Annotated in this window: 15 protein-coding genes; 5 read left to right on the forward strand and 10 right to left on the reverse strand. The window is 45.9% G+C overall.

Features of this window, described 5'->3' with window-relative positions; genetic code table 11:
* Positions 1-137: 137 nt before the first annotated feature.
* The 9 genes from DWX84_RS08280 to hflX form a co-directional block, all read right to left on the reverse strand.
* Positions 138-2,378, reverse strand: a complete 2,241-nt coding sequence (locus DWX84_RS08280; protein WP_048927044.1) for a glycoside hydrolase family 2 protein — start codon at positions 2,376-2,378, stop codon at positions 138-140.
* Positions 2,379-2,512: 134 nt separating this feature from the next.
* Positions 2,513-3,772 (reverse strand): cellulase-like family protein, encoded by a 1,260-nt coding sequence (locus DWX84_RS08285; protein WP_048927043.1) that lies wholly within the window; start codon positions 3,770-3,772, stop codon positions 2,513-2,515.
* Between the two features lies 1 nt (position 3,773).
* The gene (locus DWX84_RS08290; protein ID WP_009016583.1) at positions 3,774-5,210 is read right to left on the reverse strand and encodes a sugar porter family MFS transporter; all 1,437 of its coding nucleotides are present in this window, start codon (positions 5,208-5,210) and stop codon (positions 3,774-3,776) included.
* Positions 5,211-5,242: 32 nt separating this feature from the next.
* A complete protein-coding gene (locus DWX84_RS08295) occupies positions 5,243-6,031 on the reverse strand; it encodes a glucose-6-phosphate isomerase family protein (protein ID WP_009016584.1) in 789 nt (262 codons plus the stop codon).
* Positions 6,012-6,971: an ROK family protein gene (locus DWX84_RS08300; RefSeq protein WP_048927042.1), complete on the reverse strand. Its 960-nt coding sequence runs from the start codon at positions 6,969-6,971 to the stop codon at positions 6,012-6,014. Before DWX84_RS08300 ends, DWX84_RS08295 begins: the two co-directional genes overlap by 20 nt.
* 3 nt (positions 6,972-6,974) lie before the next feature.
* Positions 6,975-7,532, reverse strand: a complete 558-nt coding sequence (locus DWX84_RS08305; protein WP_048927041.1) for a glucose-6-phosphate isomerase — start codon at positions 7,530-7,532, stop codon at positions 6,975-6,977.
* A 97-nt stretch (positions 7,533-7,629) separates the two neighbouring features.
* Positions 7,630-8,511, reverse strand: coding sequence for an AraC family transcriptional regulator (locus DWX84_RS08310; protein ID WP_005863332.1), 882 nt, complete (start codon positions 8,509-8,511; stop codon positions 7,630-7,632).
* A 5-nt stretch (positions 8,512-8,516) separates the two neighbouring features.
* Positions 8,517-10,505 (reverse strand): DUF4954 family protein, encoded by a 1,989-nt coding sequence (locus tag DWX84_RS08315; RefSeq protein WP_048927040.1) that lies wholly within the window; start codon positions 10,503-10,505, stop codon positions 8,517-8,519.
* A 21-nt stretch (positions 10,506-10,526) separates the two neighbouring features.
* Positions 10,527-11,738 (reverse strand): GTPase HflX, encoded by a 1,212-nt coding sequence (hflX, locus tag DWX84_RS08320; protein WP_005859898.1) that lies wholly within the window; start codon positions 11,736-11,738, stop codon positions 10,527-10,529.
* Between the two features lie 73 nt (positions 11,739-11,811).
* Here hflX and DWX84_RS08325 point away from each other — a divergent pair, with 73 nt between their 5' ends.
* The 4 genes from DWX84_RS08325 (at position 11,812) to DWX84_RS08340 (ending at position 19,164) form a co-directional block, all read left to right on the forward strand.
* Positions 11,812-13,614 (forward strand): T9SS type A sorting domain-containing protein, encoded by a 1,803-nt coding sequence (locus tag DWX84_RS08325; RefSeq protein ID WP_005863337.1) that lies wholly within the window; start codon positions 11,812-11,814, stop codon positions 13,612-13,614.
* 49 nt (positions 13,615-13,663) lie between these two features.
* On the forward strand, positions 13,664-13,882 hold the full coding sequence (locus tag DWX84_RS08330) for a hypothetical protein (RefSeq protein ID WP_005863339.1): 219 nt from the start codon (positions 13,664-13,666) through the stop codon (positions 13,880-13,882).
* A gap of 436 nt (positions 13,883-14,318) precedes the next feature.
* Positions 14,319-17,507 carry a TonB-dependent receptor gene (locus tag DWX84_RS08335; protein ID WP_048927039.1) on the forward strand — a complete coding sequence of 1,063 codons (3,189 nt, stop codon included), beginning with the start codon at positions 14,319-14,321 and terminating at the stop codon, positions 17,505-17,507.
* A 25-nt stretch (positions 17,508-17,532) separates the two neighbouring features.
* On the forward strand, positions 17,533-19,164 hold the full coding sequence (locus DWX84_RS08340) for a RagB/SusD family nutrient uptake outer membrane protein (RefSeq protein ID WP_048927038.1): 1,632 nt from the start codon (positions 17,533-17,535) through the stop codon (positions 19,162-19,164).
* A gap of 90 nt (positions 19,165-19,254) precedes the next feature.
* Here DWX84_RS08340 and uvrA read toward each other — a convergent pair whose 3' ends face one another.
* On the reverse strand, positions 19,255-22,038 hold the full coding sequence (uvrA, locus tag DWX84_RS08345) for an excinuclease ABC subunit UvrA (protein WP_122377483.1): 2,784 nt from the start codon (positions 22,036-22,038) through the stop codon (positions 19,255-19,257).
* Positions 22,039-22,244: 206 nt separating this feature from the next.
* On the opposite strand from uvrA, the gene DWX84_RS08350 reads away from it, so the two are divergent.
* On the forward strand, positions 22,245-23,774 hold the full coding sequence (locus DWX84_RS08350; RefSeq protein ID WP_121961172.1) for a glycoside hydrolase family 10 protein: 1,530 nt from the start codon (positions 22,245-22,247) through the stop codon (positions 23,772-23,774).
* The last annotated feature ends 9 nt before the right edge of the window (positions 23,775-23,783 follow it).

Below are 23,783 nucleotides of genomic sequence, written 5' to 3' on the forward strand. Positions count from 1 at the left end.
AAAGGTTTAAACAATATTCCTAACATTACTTTTTGGTTAGTCGGACTCTGAGTATTTTCAAAAAAGGGGTAGCATTCCCCTCGACAGCACTCACGAGGAGTGCCGCCGTAGGAAATTGGATATAAAAGCTAACCTAACTAATTTAATGTATACTCAAAGTAATCCTTGAAAGAGGTTACCGCATCGCCTACTTTTAGATAACGGCGACTAAGTACTGGTTTCGCCCTCCCCTTCTCATGATACTCGGCTATCAGAAGATAGCCTCCTGATTTTGAGGGCAATTTCAGAAGGCAAGGTTGAAGCCGCTTGCCAAAAGGTTCAATCACAATAGACTCTTCTTGTGTCGAAATAATAGTTCCTTTCTCGTCTAGTAGTTTCAAGAGAACTTTTCCAGACGACTCCTTATTCAAGTCGTTCACCCCTACCAAGTTGAATACTAAATCACTACCCGGTTTCAAGGGCTCGAGATGTTTGGTATAACGACGATCCGCTAAATCGATAAAGACTGCCGAGGGGGCGAAACAATGCTTGAACCAGCGGAAAGCCGGTGAAGGTTCCAAATCCTTGATATCATTGATGAACCAATCTCCCGTGAAACCATAATTATTGGTCAAATGACAAAAAGCCAAGATTCCGCCTACCGAACGTTCCGAACGCAGCCATTCCGTCTCAAGTTCCAACCAATATGCCTGCAATTCACGACATTGTTCCGGAGTGGCATTCTCGCCAAGATAGTAATTGTAATTGTTAAGTGTCAATTTCGAGGGCCGTCCATCACGCCATAACCAAATCCATCCGTACTCATTCACCAACTGAGGAACGCCCGCATCTAGTATAGAAGAGAAACCTACCCAATTCTCATGCAATGCACCTAAGTTATAGGGATTGTTTTTGAAATAGTCGTTCAGTTCGCTGGAATGCATCAACGTAAGCGCACGATAAGGGTGTGGCTCATCCATCTCATCGTTCGTCCCCATCTGATCTGATGTCATGTAACCGGCATCCCAGATCCGGGTCGGGTCTAATTCCTTTAGTTTGGGAATCAGCGTATTTCCTATATAACTGTCCCAGTTCTCATTGATCGCATCCCAGATCACGATACTGGGATGATTCCCATCGCTCCATACCCAATTCGTATACTCCTTACGTACCTGTTCATCCCATCCATGATTTTGCCAATATAGCCACTCATTCTGTAATACGATACCATACTCGTCGCAAAGGTCATACCAGAAGTCAGGTACAATTCCTACACATATTCGCATAGCGTTCCAATCGATTGACTTTGGCAGGTCTACCATCAGCTTCTTCACCCATTCCCGGTCCCAAGCCAACGCTTGACAATCCGGGTCCTCAAAGAAACGTTGAAGCGTGATATTGGAGCCTCGTAAGTAGAATTTATCCCCATTAAGCGTAAAGAATTTACCTTTTCTCGAAAAATCACGCATACCGAAGTTCACGGAATAACGATCTACAAGCTCATCTTGGTCATACACCGAGACCTCACCTTCGTACAAGAAAGGGGAATCAGGAGTCCAAGCCTTCGGATTATCCAAAGAGATACTCGTTTCGAAATAAGTCCTATTATCCCGCTTAGCCTCACCTTCAATCATTTTCTTTCCTACTATCCTCCCTGTAGTCTTCTCCTTGACACAGTACTCAATCTTACAAGAATCCTTCATTTTATCCCCATACAACATTTGGGGTGGATACAAACTTCTCACCAAGGTCTTAACTGTCACCAATCCTTTAGCCAGAGAAGGCAGGAATAAAACTTTATCGACCCGCATCTTACCAGTAGCCGTAATGAACACGTCATCCCAGATTCCGGGTAGGTAATGGACTTTCTCCTTATCCGTTCCGCCGGCGGCCTCGCTAGGCAACCACGCCCGGTCGCCCACCTGAATCAATATCTCATTGTCCGAACCATATTTTACGGCACTCGTAATATTAAAATCCATTGGAGTATAGCATTCCATAGAAGCCCCCACTTCATGCCTATTCACGAAGACTCGTGTAACATATTGGCTTTTCTTTATCGTAAGGAATAATTGCTCATCCTTAAATTTCTCATCGATAAATACTTTCCGCTTATACCAATTATACATCGGCGTATAATCTCTCTCTAAGAAATTAAACTGTTCCACCAGCTCCACGCCGTCAGGTTTCTTAAAGAATTTCTCGTATTGAGAGATTTTAGGCCTCGCTAAATGCACCAATCCCGGAACCGGTATCTTACGGGTATATTTCCGTGGAGGAAAAGCCAGTTCCGTTTGATCGAAATCCCATTCCCCATTTAATGAGATCGTTGTCCTCCCATCATCGGCCCAAGCGAATACAGATAGGAAACAACACATAATTAAAATTATTCTTTTCATGACATCCGATTTATTTAACTCTTTCACGAAGGCAAGTTACAATTATTAAAGACATAAACTTTATAGAAATTTACCTCCTGCTTTTAGAATCTTATCAAAATATAAGAATGATCGTAATACATACCATCCCAAGATTAAAGTCGTTTCAACAATTTGGCCGCTACCTCATTATTCTTCATGAGAGACGCATCAATCGGAGAAGAACGGATGATGGAAGTCAAGCGTTTATGCCATTCCACATCCCGCCACATCCCAACAAACTGAGGTCCGCAAAAATTACTGGTCGCTACACCGACCCACATACCCGTACGGGCAGCCGTAATAGCTCCTAACTCGCAAAGATCCTTTATCCAATCCCATTTCAATAAAGGCCAATCCTTATAATCCACCAATCCCCAACATTCTGTCGTAACGAGAGGACGGCGATTCTTCCGGGCCACGGAAGCCATAAGCTCGATCTTATCAGTCAACAATTTCTGCCAATATTCAGGTCTTTCCCGATAAACCCGTTCCGCATTTTTCACCACATTCTTATAATCATCCGGTGAAAAACGATTGTAGCCATATCCCACCAGCTTATAAAATTCTCCACCATTCTGTTGGGCCATCCAAATATGATGCTCATACAAATCAAGAAAAGAGCAATCCACCTCTTCATATTTCTTGACATCCCCATGATCAAAAGAATATAAGAATGGCATATCCGGATATACTTGTCGCATCTTCCCCAACGAGGTTTTCATCCATCGTAAGGATTCCTCCTTATACCAATTCCCCCAACCGACATTCGGATATGTCTTAGCGAAAAAAGGAGCCCATGAATCACCGGGCCATTCATTGCAAAGATCCACATAAAGGATCGTATCCAATAGCCCCTCTTCTTCGATCGAACGAAGGGTTGTCAGCCAGCAATCCGCCAATTTCTCCGGTGTATCCAATTTCAGGCAAACCTCATCCACATCGAGACGATACCAAGAAGAAAGCCCGACCTTAATATCCCGCTCCTTACATTTCGACAAGAACAAGTTCAAATTCGGTTGAACTTGTACCTCATTCATATCCGGACTTCCCCAATCTTGCTGATTCCAAACTTCTTTAAGTAACCATTTCTTCATTGGATTCTCCGCTATTAAATGAGGATAAGCATCAATACGTATCGCATTATACCCCCGTTCCGAGAGCTCGTCCAATACTTGGTCCCAGTCCTCATAACCGGCTCCGGGCCAACGCCTCTCCAACCAAGAAAAATCCCACATGGTGATTGCCCGGGGCGAGATTTCTCCTTTCCCGGCAAAAGCCATTTCACTTTTAGCTGATGCCTTTGATAAATCAAAAGCCACTAAGCCGCCTAATGCCGCAACTGCTGTTTGTCTAATAAATACTCTTCTATCCATATTATATTATTTTATCTTTCGGGTGTCCTCCTTTTCTCCAAAAAGCCTCGATCTTCTCCAATGAAACTCCTTTCGTTTCCGGTACATAGAAATATCCCCAAATAATCGCCACAATTCCAATGAACGCATAAAATAAGAACGCTCCCGCCGGATTCCCTTGGCTTTCGCCATTGATCGTTAATTCGGTTCCCGATATTGAAAACACCTTCAATATCTTGAAGAAAGTAAACGATACGATCGCATTGAAAAACCATACGGACAACGAGCCGAGAGAAGTCCCCAACCCTCTTAGCTTTTGTGGAAACACTTCCGACACAATCAACCAACCTAACGGCCCGATGCTGATAGCGAAAAATCCCACATATAAGAAAATAAGGACGATGGAAAGCCATTTCCCAGAATCCCCTAATTGAGCGGCGAATATAAAAGAGGTAGCGAGTAGCAACAAGGAAATCACGATACCGCTCAACCCCAGAAAATAAAGTTTACGCCTTCCCAGCCGATCTACAAAGTAGACAGACAACAACGTGAATAATAAATTGACAACACCTACCCCGACAGAGGCCCCAATCGCAGAGACCGCACCATCGAAACCGGCCATCAAAAAGATTTTAGGGCTATAATAAATCACGGTATTGATACCTACAAATTGCTGGAAAAACATAATACCGATAGCGATAACTAACGCATTCCGTAACCAAGGCTGGGCCAGATCCTTAAAACATCCTTGTCGCTCATCATTCTTTCGCATCTCATTCCGCATCTGCTCAAACGAGGCATTTACCAAATCCGGATGCTCGACCATCTTTAAGACGGATAGGCTCTCTTCCTCCCGGCCAACAGACATCAACCACCTTGGAGATGGTGGAACCAGCAACATACCCACGAACAAAATAATAGCGGGAATCACCCCCACATAAAACATTGGCCTCCAACATGAAACAGACGTCTCATCCGCAAAATACAAATCCGAAAGATAAGATACCAGAAGCCCGATCGTAATCATCAATTGGAACATGGCGACAAACATCCCCCGTGACTTCGCCGGGGAAACTTCCGCAATATAAAGAGGTACAGCAAAAGAAGAGATCCCGATAGCCACTCCCAAGAATAAACGGGCGGCAATCAAGTGGTAAATGTCCGGAGCCCAACCCGATCCTAACGCACCGAAAGCGAAAATAACAGCCGAAGTCAAAATGACTTTCCTACGTCCTATGCGATCCGTCAATTTACCACAACACAGCGCTCCCAGAATAGCTCCCAGCAAACCGGAGGAAGTAACTACCTCCACCATACTATCGTCTATACCAAAATCTTTCTGGAAAAAAGGAATCGCCCCGGAAATCACGCCGGTATCAAAGCCAAACAATAGTCCTCCCATAGCGGCGACAATCGCTATTACATAAATCATCCAATATCTATAGCTCGTGTTTTTCATGTTTTTCTTGTGTATTTAATCCATCTATAAACTCAAGGCTCGAAATCACGCCATACCTCCGCCTTCAACGCCGGATTAGGCACATATAAGAAAATCTCCGGATTTTCCTCGAATTGTCTGTAAATAGATACCCCTTTCCGAATATCTAAAGAAATATAATCCGAAGGAGATTTACAAATCAAATGAGAGGAATCGTACATCGAATTTGCGATCCATTCTAATTCATCGCTTCCATTAAATACAGGAAACCAAGCGATTCCCCTGTGTTTACGAACCCCCTCATACACAAAACCATAATCTCTATCGCACCACGCTCCGAAAGTCAAAGGCAATCTCGGATTCGCGCTAATCGTCGCATGTACCCAATAGGGAGGAACGATCACTACATCCCCCGGAAAGGCATGTACCGCATAACATCGACCGGGCTGATCCTCCGCATACTCCTGCATATAAATAATCGCCTCTCCCGACCAAATCTCATAGATCTCCGGCGTAGACCAACCGCTATAAGGAGATATCTTATGAATATGCCCTTGACTTCTGACTGGCTCCTGCCCCAATTTACCAGCACTATATGTCACTACCCCGAATAACAAATGTAACTTATTCAGCAACGCACGATGTTCTTCTTTGCCGACATCCATAGCGATCGAGTAAACCTGCTCCGGTCCCTTGCATTGAGGATCACGCAAACTAGCCCGTATATCTTCCAGCCGGCGAATCTCGACCTCCGGACCAAATACACCCGCCCCATAGGTAAACCCCATAGGCGATTGAACCGGTGTTATATCAATTCCTTTATCAAATACAAATCCGTTCATTTTGCTGTTGTTTTACCATGAAATACTCCAAACCGAATAAAGCGGCGTCATCGCCCAAGATTGCCGGCACAATCGGGACTTTCCCGGAAGGACACCAAGCCAACTCATCCACTCGTTTGCTGATATAAGGGATAATCACCTCTTGGCTTTTTAAAATCCCCCCACCTAGAATCACGACTTCCGGATCATAAGCATGTATATAGGTTATTATCGCCGACGCCCAGATATCCATACATTCATTCCTAATTAATAAAGCATCTTCATCCCCCTCCTGCGCTAACCTAAAAATGCGCTTGAAATCATAGACATCCGCATCTCGTTTAAACGATTCCGATAAAAGGGCATGCTCCCTGACAATGGTCGGTAAGAAGAAAGAGGAAGACAGAGCTTCTACACAGCCGTTATTCCCGCATGAACACCGACGGCCCTTATAATCCAGCACAAAATGCCCACCCAAAGAACCCGCTTGAAAATGCTGTCCATACAGGAGCCGTCCATCAATCACGACTCCCGTACCGATACCGGTTCCGATTGTCATCATGACTACATTGTTCTTTCCCCGGGCCGCACCCTGCCACCATTCTCCGGCTACGGCCAAACGAGCGTCATTATCCATGCAGAAAGGAACTTCCCAATTCTCCCATGCCCATTTATCCAGACTGATCGAACAGGCATCATCATACTTCTCATTCGTAGAGATTACCCGGTTATGAATTGGATCTACCAGCCCGGGAAAAGCCAGGCCGATACAACGAAGCGCAGCCACATCAATACGCCAAGCGGCCAACAACCGATCAATCGCCTCCTTTATCTTAGGTAAGTTCGGAGCTAATCCCAGAGCCAGACGGGAAGGTAATCTCACACAGTCTACGATCTCACCATCAGACAATAGTCCGATCTTTACGACCGTCCCCCCTAAATCTATCGCTATCGTATACATAAGCTATCGCAATTTAGGGGTACCGTCCACTTCTACCAATCGGGCCGAGAAGCCCTTATTCGCGATCTCTTCATAATTATGCCCGGCATCCGAAGGCCAGCACGCAGCAAATGACAAGACGCTATTTCCAGTATTAGCTACCCGGTGCGCTACACCGCCCGGTATATAATGCAGGCTACCCGGCATCATCCTTTCCGCCCACGTATTCCGTTCTCGGTCCATCAAGATCAACATACCTTCGCCTTCCAATCCCCAATAATACTCCGAACGATCCTCTTGTTGATGAAAATGGCCTTTCGTCATGAAATACTCATCTCCCACCTTTCCCGGATATAATTGAGTAATACCAAAATAAAGCCCTCCCGGAGTGCCTTCCCGCTCCGGTAAATAACTATATACCTCGTATGCTAATTGATCTAATGGTAATTGGGAATAAGCATCTTGATTCTCAAAAATTCCGGCAAGCTCGCCTAAAGTTCTCCGGCTCTTTACCACACCTTCCCCCTTTAGCTCATCTTGAAAAAATGACAAGGATGGGATTACAATCTTTTTATGTTCCATGATATTCTATTTTACGATACAACTTATATCGCAAAAATAGATCGAATACCTTGGGCTTTATTTTAGTATTTTTCCAAACAACTATGAAATCCTGCCCTTATTCTCCATCCAGGCGCTCCTTATATTTTTTCTGGTACTCGGATGGAAGCATATTCGTGGTTTTCTTAAATTGGCCGATGAAGTTGGATAGATTATTGAATCCGGCCTCGGAGCTAATCGTGGATATCTTCAGATTTCCCTCTATCAATAGTTTTTTCGCGTGTCCTATGCGCATGTCATTCAAGTACTCCACGAAAGTCTTCTTGGTCCGTTTCTTGAAATAACGACAAAAAGCGGTCGGAGTCAAGCCTACCAAAGCGGCGACTTCCTCCAGCTTCACTGGAGACGTGAAGTTCTTCACCAGATATTTATAGACCTTATTGAAACGCTCGAAATCGTCCGAGTTGACCGTTTCCGTAAACCCCGTACTGGCTAATATCTCATATTCTTCGGAAGTCGCCATTAATTCCAGTAAAGCAATCAATTTGATCACCCTACTCGCTCCCGTCTCATTGGCGGATTGGCTGATCAGCTCGGCAATCTTCTTCCGGGACTTACCCACAAACTTAATCCCTCTACGGGAACGCTCTATCAATTCCCGGATATTATTCATCTCCGGAAGACGGATTAAATTAGGTTCAAAAATCTGACGCTTGAAGAACAAGCAAATACAAGTAGCCCGCAAGCCAGAGCTCTTATCGAAATAAACAGGGTCGTTTCTCCACTCATGTGGCAGTTGAGGGCCGATCATACAAACATCGCCCTCGAAATATCCTTCCACATGATCCCCGACAAAGCGAGTACCCGTACCACTTGTGATATACATTATCTCAATAGCCGGATGGTAGTGCCAAGGCACTATAAAATGCGGTAGATCCTCCACATAGAAATGAATGTGACTATCTATCGGGAATGGCAGTTCTTGAAATAATGGTTTCATAAGCTTTATACTAAAGGTTTCAACCTCTCGATCAGTTCATCCCCAAGCGCCCGTTTATTCACGATATGTTCCTGCACGGCGGTAACAAACGGATTATTCACGAAATCTCCTCGAACACCCTCGAAATCCTGTTGTTTTTCCTTGTTGGAACCATCCACTCCGAAACCGATCATAGAAGTCAAAGAGAATTCCTTACGGGCATCCTCATAAAGCATCTCATCCAAGCGGATCACACATTCTTGCCAACGACGAACCAGATCAATAATCTCCGCGGCGGAAATCGAACGGAGATCCACCCCATAATAACGTTCGATCATCTCGTAGGCCCATGTCCATTCCAAGGAATAATAACGTCCGTGAACCAAACGGAAAAAGCATTCCACATCCTCTAAGGAAGCGATTTCCCCCTGTTCGATATCTTGCAACAAGGCATCTAGCGGTTCCCTCGGGAGGATCAAGCCCGCCAAGTCCAGCCATTCTCCGGAGCCTTTGGATTCCGTAGGACGCAATTGCTCCCAGACCTCTTCCATAGAATAATAGGTCGTACCTTCCAAACGCTTGATTAACGAGTTACCAAAGAACTTATTAATTGCCATGCCATAAAAGTTCAACGCATTCCGGAGTGAGGAACCTTTTATACGAGTATTCTGATAATAATAAATCTCGGAAGTCTCTCCAACCAATGCCTGCAGGTTTTTCAAGATATCCACCGCTTTCAGCATCTTCTGGATCGTATAGGGACTCAATAGATTATAGTTAATCATATCCAAGCGATCCGGGTCCGTACGTTTATCACGCTTCGGCCATTTCTGGGCATCACGGATCGTACCTACGCTGCGAAGATTAATTCCCGGGACTAAGTAAGTCTCATCATCCTTCTCTATTAAATAGGAGAAGGGAATATCGGAAGTATCGCTATGGTGATGATGGCGACCCATTACCAAAGAGAAAGCGCCAATACGGGCCGGCCAAAGGATATACGAGTCGCTGGTCGTCTTGGAACCACGTTCCACGATCCCTTGATGAATCGGTCCCAGCTTATACATATGATTACTCTGGTTGGAGCCACTTCCCGCGTTCAAGAACGAATACATTCCCGCTATCAGCAAACTGCTCTTATGCATAGACACCGTAAACGGACCGGCGAAAATAGCGCAAGCCTCCCCATTCTCGAAAGCGCAGTTGCTGAACAACAAGGAATCATGGGCCGAGAAGTTATGCGTCACTTGGCAAGCCTGTCCGATAAAGCAACGGATAATCTTAGCGGCATCCGCGATCTTGGCTCCCGAAGAGACAATGAAATCTTGCGCGATCACACTATCCCCGATAAATACCGGGGCCTCTCTCTTACTATTTACGGAACCATTTTCCAGACGTGCGCTATTCTCTATGGTCGCGTAATCACCAATCTTCACGTTACGGATCGTACCGGTATTGACAATCTTGACCTTATCGCCAACCGTTCCCTCCGTAGAGGCGATACCCTCCGTATAAGCGGTAATCATATCCCGCAAGCGTTCGATCAAGGCCGGACGATGGCGGTACAAAGCGATAATATAAGCCAATGAAGCCGACAGGCCATCGTAAATCGGAACCTCACGCCCGCCGGTCTCATTCAAGACCGACACCTCGACATTATTCCCGAACGTAGCCTTGCCTTCCACCAACATAACATTTATATTCTGGATAAAGCAGTCATCACCGATCCGGTAATTAGCGATATAATTCTGTACGTTCTCGATCAGCACATTATCCCCCAACGTACAATTATGCAGGGTAACATGACGAAGCCCGCTATGCTTTACCAATCCTCCCGGCAGGGTAAACACCTTACGAAAGGCTCCTAACTTAACCACTCCTGAAAAACGTACATGGTTCACATATTCAATATCAAACACCTCTGGAACCCAAACTTGATTCCAATCATCGGCCCGGCAAGCCTGAGATCGCAAGGTGGCGATCTCATCCGGCCGCAAATTTCTCAAATGATTCATTGGTACTAATTTTGTAAGACTCTACTCTTCATCGTATTGCTGAAAGAGGAAGTCATTGTAAGGGAAACGGGTGATATGGATTTGTTTGACCCGTTCATACAACATCTCTTTCAACGCCTCTATATTCGTACGTTCCTTGGCGGAGATAAAGATGCAATTATCTTGCAATTTTCCCATCCACGTACGTTTCAGTTCATCCAGATCGATATTCTCACGACCACGAGGGGTCAAATCATCTTCCTCTTTCGGGACAAAGGTAAATGCGTCCACCTTATTGAAAACCATGATCATCGGTTTCTCGGTCTTATCGATCTCCGCCAACGTACGGTTCACGACCTCTATTTGCTCCTCAAAAGTCGGGTGTGAGATATCCACGATATGTACCAGCAAATCCGCCTCCCGTACCTCATCCAAGGTAGATTTAAAAGATTCCACCAACTCGGTCGGTAACTTACGGATAAATCCGACCGTATCAGACAGCAAGAACGGCAAGTTCTCGATAATTACCTTGCGTACGGTCGTATCTAGCGTAGCGAACAACTTATTCTCGGCAAAGACCTCACTCTTGCTCAATAAGTTCATCAAGGTAGATTTACCTACGTTCGTATATCCGACCAACGCTACACGTACCATCTTACCCCGGTTTTTCCGTTGTACGCTTTTTTGCTTGTCAATATCCACCAGCTCTTTCTTCAATCGTGCGATCTTATCCAAGATAATACGTTTATCAGTCTCCAACTGTGTCTCACCCGGACCACGCATACCTACGCCGCCTCGCTGACGCTCCAAGTGTGTCCACAGACGAGTCAAGCGGGGTAACATATATTTATATTGTGCAAGCTCCACCTGTGTCTTCGCATGGGCGGTCTGTGCACGGCTAGCGAAGATATCCAAGATCAAGCTCGTACGATCCAAGATTTTCACCTGCAATTCTTTCTCTATATTACGGAGTTGCTTCGGACTCAGCTCATCATCAAAGATCACCAAACCGATCTCATTCTCTACCACATACTCCTTAATTTCCTGCAATTTACCGGTCCCGACAAAAGTGACGGAATTCGGGTAATCCATTTTCTGGGTAAAACGCTTTACCGCATCCACCCCTGCCGTATCGGCCAAGAAAGCCAATTCGTCCAGATATTCCTTAACTTTTTGCTCATTTTGCTCAGGGGTAACCAAACCCACCAAAACGGCCTTCTCGGTCTGTGCCTCAGATATGATAAATTCTTTCATGCCACAAAGATATATTATTTCAATTATTTACGTATATTCGCGAACATATTTACAAATATAAATCAACTTAGCTATGAAAAAGAGAATTTGGCATCTATCCAGACGCGTTGTCGTTTGTACGGTATTCCTATTCGTACAACAATTTATCCAGTCACAAGTTTCAAATCCGTCTACATGGGAAAGCTTTGTGCAAAGTAACGCAAATATATCTATTCGAGATACGTTTCGGATGCAGACATTTGAGGGACTTGCTTCTGATAATTGGGATTATGCCATTACAGGTGAAGCCCTTATTGAAGATATCTCCGGCGTGAAAGATATTCCTAACAGCCACGGAAACTACGGGTTACGAATGCCAATGAATACGCAAGCGGCTTTCGAGCATTTCACGTTAACAGATCATCAAGATATAAAAATCAGTATACGGAAAGGGGGCATCCATTTAATGCTCGGAGAAAAGATGCAAGTTAAGACTTACCGCCCTAACAAACCAGAATATGTGTCGATCATAACTTTAAATAAAGACGATGCTACTGCTTCATTCGAAAAGACGGATATAGGCAGCAATCCCCCGGGATTGGATATTATCGTCCCCACACAGGCCGCCAATACCAAAAACGGCTATTATTATGTAGACAGCGTTTACGCACACGGCATGATTCCTACCTATTCCCTATTTACCGGAAACAGCGATTGGAACCATGAGGATCGCTGGAGCCACCTACCCGCCTACCGTCACCGCAACGCCTTGATTAACGGCAATATCTCCATAAATACAAATATCAGCTGTAAAGATATCTTTATTGGCAATGGAAATATCCATATTTTACCAACCGGAAATCTATCCGCAAATAACCTTACCATCTATCCTAATGATGGTATCTTGGCGTCTTCCTCCACCTTGCGATCGTCTGGAACTATTAACATCTCCGGCAAAATAACAATCGAGAAGACCTTCGCTCAAAAAGGCAAATGGTATTTTATCTCCTTCCCCTTCGATGTATTCGCTTCCGGCATAGACCCGGATTTCCAACTGGGTGATGACAAAAGCGATACAAACGGTAATTACTTTTACGTACAAACCTATAACGGAGAAAAGCGAGCTAATTCACAAAGCCCTTCCAACAACTGGGAAGTCATACCACAAACAATAATCAATACATCCCAGCCCATCTTCAAGAAGAACAAGGGATACCTAATCGCTATTGACGCTTCCGCCGATCGTCAGAACCTTCGTTTCTCCTCGAAAGCAGGAGATATCCCTATAGATTTCGGAAAAAACGGTCAAGCCTCTATTCCGGTAAGCATTAACAACCAAAGCCAGAACCAGAATCATAACGGCTGGTATCTATGCGGTAATCCTCTGCCGGCTCCTTTATCTCTTAGTCAAATAGAATCAAACTCGGCCTTAGACGGATACATTTATATATATGACGGCTCCACCTACCAACCCTACGTGATCGGTAGCGATTTCGCCATCCCTCCATTCTCCGCTTTCTTTGTCAAAGCGAATAAAAGTACCAGCCTATCTGTATATAATACATCCGAACCAGCCAATTATAAATTATTATCAACGAACGCACCCATATCTTTCCCGACATCGGAACCTCAAGCCCGACAAGATTCCCCTGTTTCCAATCAAGTATTTTCATTTCCGGAATTAAGCTATCAGCTAGAGAACAAGACTTTATTCATTACTAATCTTCCATCCCCCGGTAAAGTCGAACTGTTTACTCCGGCAGGCATATTAGTATTCACGCAAGCGGTACAGGCAGGGAACCCTATCCTCCCGATTCCCCTCCCACAAGGTTTATATATCTTAATTATTCAAACAGAACATTATCGGGCACAGTACAAATGCGTTTTAACCTCCTAAAGCCCGAAACAATCTTATATCTTTGCCCTGTTTTTAGAATAAAACGAATATGAAGAAGATCAATATCACAACAATTGCCTTACTTGTTTACTTAATCGTAATGAGTATCATCGGCTGGCCGGGAAACAATCCCGGAAACAATTATACCGAATATTTCTTGATGATCGGCGCTACGCTCGTCATCATCATCCTTCTACGCTATCTGCAAGTCAAACGTCTGAGAATGCGAGATAAGTGGAATAAAGACGATGATCCTGCCAAGCAATAAAAACACAGCCTGTTTTTCTTCACAGAAGAACAGGCTGAATGAACTTTATTTTATTACACTAGTATTAATATTACTGCTTTTTCGCCCTCACAGGCTACTTGAATGTCTCATAAAGACTACGCACAGTATAAATTATTCGATTATAAATAAGTACAATCTTAACAGGACACACACACCACTTGTTTCGCTTACTTTCTTAAAATGAGTTACTTTCATAATTCTTACATTTTATTCACTAGTACTAAAACGTCATTAACCAATACGCAAAAGACAGCCAATATCATTTTTGTAATCGTAGCCTAATCGTCATATCCCTGAAAGGCAATACAATCGTGAACATATTTTTAATAACATAGACATATCATCGTAATATAATCACACGTCCTTTGCGTTCTGAAAAAATAGATTAATTCTAATATATTTTAAGGACAAAAGGATGGACAACAGAAATTACTTTACGATGGCGATTCCCGCTCTTTTGCTAGGCGTAGCATACTTACAGCCAATCAATGCGGCATCGGCGGAGGATCTGCCAAACGTTACTGGACGAATGACGATCACTCAACAGACATTCACGGTAAGTGGCGTAGTCACCGATACGAACGGAGAACCAATTATCGGGGCTAACGTGATTGAGAAAGGGACTACAAATGGAGCCGTAACCGATTTTGACGGCAAATTTTCTCTCTCGCTGCAAAACAAGCAAAGCATATTGGTCGTTACTTATATCGGTTATAACACCAAGGAGATTCCAGCCGGGAATGGTTCTCCCCTCACGATCCAATTGCAGGATGACACCCAGAACCTAGACGAGGTTATCGTGGTAGGTTATAGTGTACAGAAGAAAAAAGACCTTACCGGTGCTGTTTCCGTACTGGAGGTAGGCGATCTGAAAGATACCCCGGTATCCAGTGTAGATCAAATGATGCAAGGTAAATTGTCCGGCGTAAACGTAATCCCGGATAATATGCCCGGCGGAGGCGTAGCGGTACGTGTACGCGGTTTCAGCACGATCCGTAACAATGATCCGCTTTATATCATCGATGGCGTACCAGTAGAGGGCGGCATCAATTTTCTCAACCCGAATGATATCGAAAGTATGCAGGTATTGAAAGATGCTTCTTCCGCTTCCATCTATGGCGCACGTGCGGCAAACGGCGTGGTTATCATCAGTACAAAAAAAGGGAAGGAAGGTACTTTCCGGGTAAACCTAGACGCTTACGTGGGAGTACAAACCTCGGCAAAACAGATGCGTATGCTAAACGCCCAAGAATATGGTGACTTATTATGGCAGGCACAGCGTAACGACGGGAAATCACCAGTAAGCGACGTGTATGGCTCCGGCGAGACCGCCGTAATTCCGGAATTCCTTGACGCAGATCACCGCCTTCCCTCGGGAGACGTGGATTGGGTTGACGAGATCATGCAAAAAGCCATGGTCCAGTCCTATAACCTCTCTCTGGCGAAAGCAGATAAAGTTAGCAGCCACTTGTTCTCCCTAGGCTATTTCAACCAAGACGGTCTTATGAAATATACTGGTTTCGAACGTATATCCGGACGTTTCAACAATGAGTTCAAGCTCTTCAACGATCGTTTGAAAATCGGTGAGAACGCCACATTATCACATGCGTGGGGAACCTCGGTCACCAATAACGCCGCACTGGGAGGTATGTTATACAACGCCTATAAGACCGTATCCATTACCCCTGTTTACGATCTGGACGGGAATTTCGGCAGCAACCCGATCGCCGACATCTCCAACCCGTTAGGCGAATTATACCGTAATAAGGATAATAAAGATCGTACCACCCGTCTATTCGGTAATCTATTCGCCGAACTGAATATCCTAGAGGGACTTTATTTCAAGACCAACTTCGGAGCGGATTACAAAAACCTGTATAAACGAAGCTTCAAGGCCAAATACAACGAATTGAACACCCAGCAACCCTTGAGTACGTTGAGCACGCAAAACCGTTGGAACTTCAATTGGGTATTCACGAACACGTTAAACTATTTACGGACATTCGATAAACATACGATCGGAGCCTTATTAGGTATCGAGACAAACCGTTATCAAGAGGAATACTTCTCCGCCTCCCGTGAAGGCTTTGCCTCGGATGACGATAACTTCCATTTCCTCGATGCGGGCGATAGTGGCTCCCAGAAGAACGCAGGTTCTGCCTTTACTTCCAAGATGATGTCTTATTTCGGTAAAATTGATTATAATTTCGACAACCGCTACTTATTCGCAGCCACGTTCCGACGTGACGGATCTTCTAAACTTGGTAACAATAAATGGGGTAATTTCCCGGCTGTCTCCGCAGGCTGGCGTATCAGTAGCGAACCGTTTTATGATATTCCGGCTATCAGCAACATGAAAGTCCGCATAGGTTGGGGACAAAACGGCAACTCTGATATCCCGGCTTATTCTACGATCGATTCTTACATGAGTAATCCGAACCACTCCAACTATCCGATCGACGGTAGCCAAAGTTCCGTGACAACCGGATACACCCAAACCCGTTACGGTAACGCAAACCTGAAATGGGAGACCACCACGCAAACTAATGTCGGGCTGGATCTAGGCTTCCTAGATAACAGCCTAACCGTTGTGCTGGATTGGTTTAACAAAGATACCAAGGACTTATTATGGGAGCGTCCCTTGATCGGTACCGTGGGGGGTACGAACCAAACGGTATGGGACAATGTCGGGAAAATGCGTAACCGGGGTTTCGAAGCTGAGGTCAGCTACAATAAGAGCATCAATAAAGATTTCGGGTTCAATGTCGCCTTCAATATGTCCGCTATCAAAAACAAGATGACTGAATTAGACGGTGATGTCTCCTATATCGGACTGCCTACCAGCGTGATTCACTCCCTCAACTTCGATCAAGAGGTTTCTCGTTCCGCCATCGGACAACCAATCGGCTCTTTCTACGCTTATAAAGAAGACGGTTTATTCCAGAGCGAGGCGGAGATCAAATCATATACCAATAATAAAGGCGAACTGCTCCAACCTAACGCAAAACCGGGTGATATCAAGTTCGTAGACGTAAACGGAGATGGCGTAATAGACGGTAACGACCGTGACTATATCGGTAACCCGCTCCCCGATGTCACGGCAGGCCTTACATTAGGAGTCAACTTCCATAATTTTGACCTCAGTCTATTCTTTCAGGGAATGTTCGGAAACGATGTATACGACTTGACCCGTTATGTGGGTGATTTCTACAATCAATCGCAATACAACAAAAACAGCCGTGTCGTTAATGCATGGACACCAACCAACACGAATACGGACATACCCCGTGTCACCATGGACGATCCGAACAATAACATCCGGCCCTCGTCTTACTATGTGCAAGACGCTTCTTTCGTTCGCTTAAAGAACATGAAAATCGGTTATTCCGTACCTCAGTCCATCCTATCCAAGATTAAGTTCAATAGCTTGTATATCTATGCGCAAGCAACCAACTTATTCACGATCACCGGATACGACGGTATCGATCCGGAAGTGGGATTGCAAAGTTACTCCAGTGACTACCGTAACCTAGATATGGGTGTGGACCGCGGCATCTATCCGTTATCCCGCACCTTCACCTTTGGAGTAAACGTAAGTTTTTAATCATCAAACAACAACAAACAAGAATATGAAGAAAATGATTATAGCGGCCTGTGCCGTATTCGCATTGACATCATGCAGCGATTTTCTGGAAGAGACACCTGTAGGCGAACTGACTCCCGAACAAGCACAAGATCCCAATAACATTGAGGGATTGATTATCTCCGCCTATTCCATCCTAGACGGCCAGATGGACGATGCCAGCTCCGGCTTGAATTCAGGATGCTCCAACTGGCAATTTGGCGATGTGATCTCAGACGATACCTACAAAGGCGGAGGTGGTACGGGAGACCAGAACCCGGTTCACTTGATGGAAATCTTCCATATCGACCCGACTATCCAAGATTACAATCGGAAATGGCTAGCCTTATACGAGGGCGTGAACCGCTGTAACCAAGCGATCCGTATCCTCAAAGGCAGCGATTATGATAAAAAGGAGACCCGTATCGCCGAGATGCGTTTCCTGCGTGCCCATTTCTATTTCAACTTAAAGATCATCTATAACCAGATCCCATATTTCGACGAGAGTGTCAGCGATCCTTCCGCGTTCGCCTCTATCTCGAATAAGGAGTATACATCCGATCAATTATGGGAGAAGATACTGAATGATTTTAAGGCCGCCTACGAAGGTCTCCCGGATTCCCAGCCGGATGTGGCACGTCCATGCAAGATGACGGCCCGGGCTTATATGGCTAAAGTTTACTTGTTCCAAGGCAAATGGCAGGAATGCGCTACAGCGACGGATGAGGTGATCAATTCCGGCAAATACCAGCTACTCCCCGACTTCCGGAATATCTTCTTGCCGGAAAATGACAACTGCCCTGAAATTTTATTTTCAGTCCAAGCCTCTATCAACGATGGCTCCCCGAACAACTACAACGGAAATCCGGGCGACCGTTTGTTACCTCCGGGAGGCCCTTATCCCAACTATGGTTTCCTTCGTCCTTCCCAAAACCTAGTAAACGCTTATAAGACCGACTCCAACGGCTTGCCTTTGGAAGACGGCATAGACGTTTCGGAAAATGATTATGTAGACACCCGCCTAGACCACACGGTAGCCCGCCCCGGAATCATGTTCCTAGATGTCCAACTCTATGACTGGACTCCTCGTGAGGCTACGGTTTACGGTCCGTATAGCCCGAAAAAACGTATTGTCTCCAAGAACTCAAGTTACTATTTGGCTATCTGGCCATACGTAAACGCATTGAATGTTTATATTATTCGATATGCGGACGTGTTATTGTGGCGTGCCGAAGCTGCTATCGAACTAGGCGATTTGGCTACCGGATTGAAATACATCAACCAAGTTCGCGAGCGTGCCATGAACAGCCAGACCGTAAAAACCGCTGACGGGACAGCGGATGCCGCCAAATACCGGATCGGATTATATCCGTCATTTTCCGACAAAGAGGAGGCGATCCGAGCCTTACGTACCGAACGACGTCTGGAATTCGCCTTAGAAGGTGAACGTTTCTTTGATCTAGTCCGTTGGGGAATCGCCTCAGACGTGATGAACACTTATTTCGAGCATGAGAAGACATTCCGCTCTCATCTCCAAAATGCCCGTTTCATCAAAGGGACTCACGAATACGGCCCGATACCGCAAGCGGTTATAGACCTTGCGAAAAATGGAATCATCGAGCAAAACCCAGGATATTAATGGGAATGCTCCCATTCCTCTTAAAAGAAATAGCTCCTATCCGAATATTCGGGCAGGAGCTATTTACATTTGTCTTTTTATATCGTCTCTTTATAACTTATCCCTTAAAAACCTTCCGGTATAGGATGCCTCGCAAGCCGCGATCTCCTCCGGTGTACCGGCACAAACCAACTGCCCGCCGGCCTTTCCGCCTTCCGGTCCTAAATCGATCACATAATCCGCGCATTTGATCACATCCATATTATGCTCGATAATTACCACGGAGTGACCTTTCTCGATCAAGGCATTGAAAGCTTTCAACAAAGTCTTGATATCATGAAAATGTAAACCGGTCGTAGGCTCGTCGAAAACGAACAAGGTAGGTTGCTGCTTCTCTTGGCCTAAGTAATAAGCCAGTTTCACACGTTGATTCTCACCACCGGATAAAGTGGAGGAAGTCTGTCCCAGCTTGATATAGCCCAAACCTACGTCTTGCAGCGGTTTCAAGCGTTTCACAATCTTCTTCTCTTGGGAGCCGGAACCTTTCTCGAAGAACTCGATCGCTTGATTCACGGTCATTTCCAATACATCGTATATGTTAGCGCCTTGATACTCTACATCCAATACATCCTGCTTGAAGCGTTTACCGTGGCAAGCCTCGCATTCCAAGGTGATATCCGCCATAAACTGCATCTCTACCGTGATCTTGCCCTCGCCCTTACATTCCTCGCAGCGACCTCCTTCTTTATTAAAGGAGAAATAGGCGGCGTTATATCCCATCTGTTTCGCTAGGGGCTGCTCGCCGAATAGTTTACGGATCTCGTCGTAAGCACCGATATACGTCACGGGGTTCGAGCGAGAACTCTTTCCGATCGAGTTCTGGTCTACGAACTCGATCGCCTGAATCATATTCAAATCTCCACTGATACCGGAGCAATCCACGGTCAGGCGGGCGGCATCATCCAAATGACGTTTCACGCCCTCGTAGAAGATATCACGAACCAAGGAGCTTTTACCCGAACCGCTCACACCGGTAACCACCGTCATCACGTTCAAAGGAAACTTCACGTCCACACCCTTTAAGTTATTCTTCCGAGCCCCTGTCACTTCTATATAATTATTCCACGGACGCCGATAAGGCGGGATCTCGATCTGATCCTCTCCCGTCAAATAACGTACCGTGTGGCTATCGGTACATTTCCGGAGGTTATTCACATCGCCTTGATAAACGACCTCGCCCCCCAAACGCCCTGCTTTCGGACCGATATCGATGATATAATCCGCCGCACGGATAATCTCCTCATCATGCTCCACCACGACCACGGTATTCCTCAAGGCTTGCAACTGTCGCAATACCTTGATCAACAAATCCGTATCCCGGGAATGCAGACCGATACTCGGCTCATCCAAAATATACAACGAACCCACCAAGCTACTACCCAACGAGGTAGCCAGATTGATACGTTGGCTCTCTCCTCCGGATAAAGAGGCCGAGAGGCGATCTAAAGCCAGATAACCCAACCCCACATCCAACAGGAATTGCAAGCGATTATTGATTTCCGTGAGCAAACGTTTAGCGATCGCCGCATCCGTCTCGTCCAGTTCCAGTTGATCAAAGAAAGCCTTTGCCTCCGAAACCGGCATCGTCACCAGCTCGGCGATATTCTTACCGCCCACTTGCACATACAGCGCTTCCGGTCTCAAGCGGCTCCCCTTACAAACCGGGCAAGTCGTCTTTCCCCGATAGCGGGCTTGCATCACCCGGTATTGTATCTTATAAAGATTCTCTTCCACGAACTTAAAGAAATCGTCGATACCGTGTAAGCCTCTCGCCCCATGCCACAACAGATCCTTCTCTTTCTGTGTCAGGTCGTAATACGGACGGTGGATCGGGAAGTTATATTTCTCGCTCTTCACGATAAAGTCTTTCAGCCATTCCCCCATCACCTCACCTTTCCAGCAAACCACGGCTCCTTGGTAGACAGACAAGCTTTTATCAGGCACCACCAGATTCTCATCGATACCCAGCACCTTACCGAACCCCTCACAAGTCGGACAAGCGCCCAACGGATTATTAAAGCTAAACATCATATCGGTAGGCTCCTCGAATATCATGCCATCCGCCTCGAACCTCTTCGAGAATTCCTTCACGACTACCCCTTCCTCCGTATAAATACGGATCAAACAGGTACCATGGCCCTCAAAGAAAGCGGTCTCGGCCGAGTCTGCCAAACGGCTTTTCAAGGTCTTATCGTCCGATACCGTCAGGCGGTCCACCAACAACTCGATCGGGTAAGACAGCAACTCCTCGCTCGCCAGTACCTCCGAGATACGATATACCGTATCATTCACCGACAGACGGGCATATCCTTCTTTCCGCAAGATCTCCAGCTGCTCCTTCATATCCCGGCCTTCCGGCAAGACAACCGGGGCGAATACGGCAAAACGAGTCCCCTCTGGGTATCGCATGACCTCCTTGATAATATCGCTCACCTGATGTTTTTTCACCTCGGTGCCGGAAACCGGCGATATCGTCTTCCCGACGCGAGCATATAACAAGCGTAAATACTCATAAATCTCGGTGGATGTACCGACTGTGGAACGCGGATTACGGGTATTCACCTTCTGCTCGATAGCGATAGCGGGCGGTATTCCCTTAATATAGTCGCATTCCGGCTTACTCATCCTTCCCAAGAACTGGCGGGCGTAAGCGGATAAACTCTCTACATACCGGCGCTGTCCCTCCGCATAAAGGGTATCGAACGCCAACGATGATTTTCCACTCCCCGACAGCCCGGTTATCACCACCAGCTTGTCCCTCGGAATCTCTACATCTATATTTTTCAAGTTGTTGACACGTGCCCCCTTGATGAAAATCGAATTGCTCTCAGACATATTACCTTTATCTTTTTCTTTAACGCAAAGATAGCCAAAACTAACCGATTCTGCCCTATCTTCATCGAACTAATTCACACAGTTAGACAGGGTGTGCCTCGTCTCTACTGCCAAGTAAATAAAATAACAAGGGTGAAATATTTCATATTTACAGGGAATCTTCTACATTTGTTGAAAATTTCATAGACAAACACAGCAAGGCACCCATGTACATTAAATATTTTCGCTTCTTAATAGCGATTCTCTTTTGTGCGATAACCTCATGTTCTACGGTTCGCGAGAAGCCTCGTCCGGCTACGAGTACGGGCAAGGAGGCCAAGCGAGAGTTTAGGGGAGCATGGATACAGACCGCTTTTCAAGGCGAATACAAGGATATGACTCCCGCCCGGATGAAAAAAGACTTCATCCGCAAGCTTAATTACCTGCAAGCATGCGGCATCAACGCCATCATCTTTCAGGTGCGCCCCGAGGCGGACGCTTTCTATAAATCCGATATCGAGCCGTGGAGCCGCTTCTTCACCGGAGAGCAGGGCGTAGCCCCAGCAGGTGAGTTCGACCCGATGGCCTTCCTAATCCAAGAATGCCATAAACGGAACATGGAGTTTCACGCTTGGTTGAATCCTTACCGGGCGAGCACGGCGGGAAACACCCGTTTCGCCGATTCCCACATCTATCACAAGCATCCCGAGTGGTTTGTCACTTATAATAAACAAATCCTTTTCGACCCGGGATTGCCGGAAAGCCGTCAGTTTATTTGCCGGGTAGTGCGTGATATCGTCGGCCGTTACGACGTGGACGCTATCCATATGGACGATTATTTCTATCCCTATCCCGTAGCGGGTATGCCTTTCCCAGATGATAACAGCTTCCGCAAATACGGCTTGCGAAAAGGATACAGCGAGGCGCAAAGGAACGATTGGCGCCGGGAGAACGTGAATACCCTGATCCGGGAATTGAAACGTACCATCTTGCTCACCAAGCCTTGGGTACGCTTCGGTATCAGTCCCTTCGGCATCTACCGCAACAAGAAAAGCACCGCAGACGGATCGGGTAGCAATACCAACGGCCTGCAAAACTACGACGACCTCTACGCCGATATCACCTATTGGGTACAGCAAGGTTGGATCGATTATAACATCCCCCAGATCTATTGGGAGATCGGACACCCGGCGGCGGATTACATCACGCTTATCAAATGGTGGGACAAAAACGCCAACGGAGGTCATTTATATATCGGGCAAGACGTGGCCCGCACCATGAAAGCGGACCAATTAACCCGCAAGATGCGTTACGAGCGTGCCTTGCCTCACGTGAGTGGCAATTGTTTCTGGCCCGCCAATGAGATTCTATGGAACAACAAGGGCGTAGCCGACAGCCTGAAACGGAACTACCACCGTTACCCGGCCCTTATCCCGGCCTATACCCATATGCATAACCGTCCGCCAAAAGACGTAAGCAAGCTAAAGACCGAATGGACACCTAAAGGCTTCTTGTTACATTGGCAAGCGGAGCAAAGCCCCACGAATCCGGAGCTAGCCTCCTATTTCGTGGTCTATCGCTTTAACGACAAGGAGCCGATAGACACGAGCGATCCCTCGAAGATCGTGGCTATCACCCGGGAAACCGGCTACTTGATGCCTTACGAGAAAGGTAAGGTAAAATACCGCTATGTAGTGACCGCCGTAGATCGCTTTCACAACGAGAGCGAGGGCAAGACAAAGAAAGTAAAATTATAAAGACAACAA

The sequence above is a fragment of the Parabacteroides sp. AF21-43 genome (assembly GCF_003635435.1).
In the GTDB taxonomy this organism is placed as follows: Bacteria; Bacteroidota; Bacteroidia; order Bacteroidales; family Tannerellaceae; genus Parabacteroides; species Parabacteroides distasonis.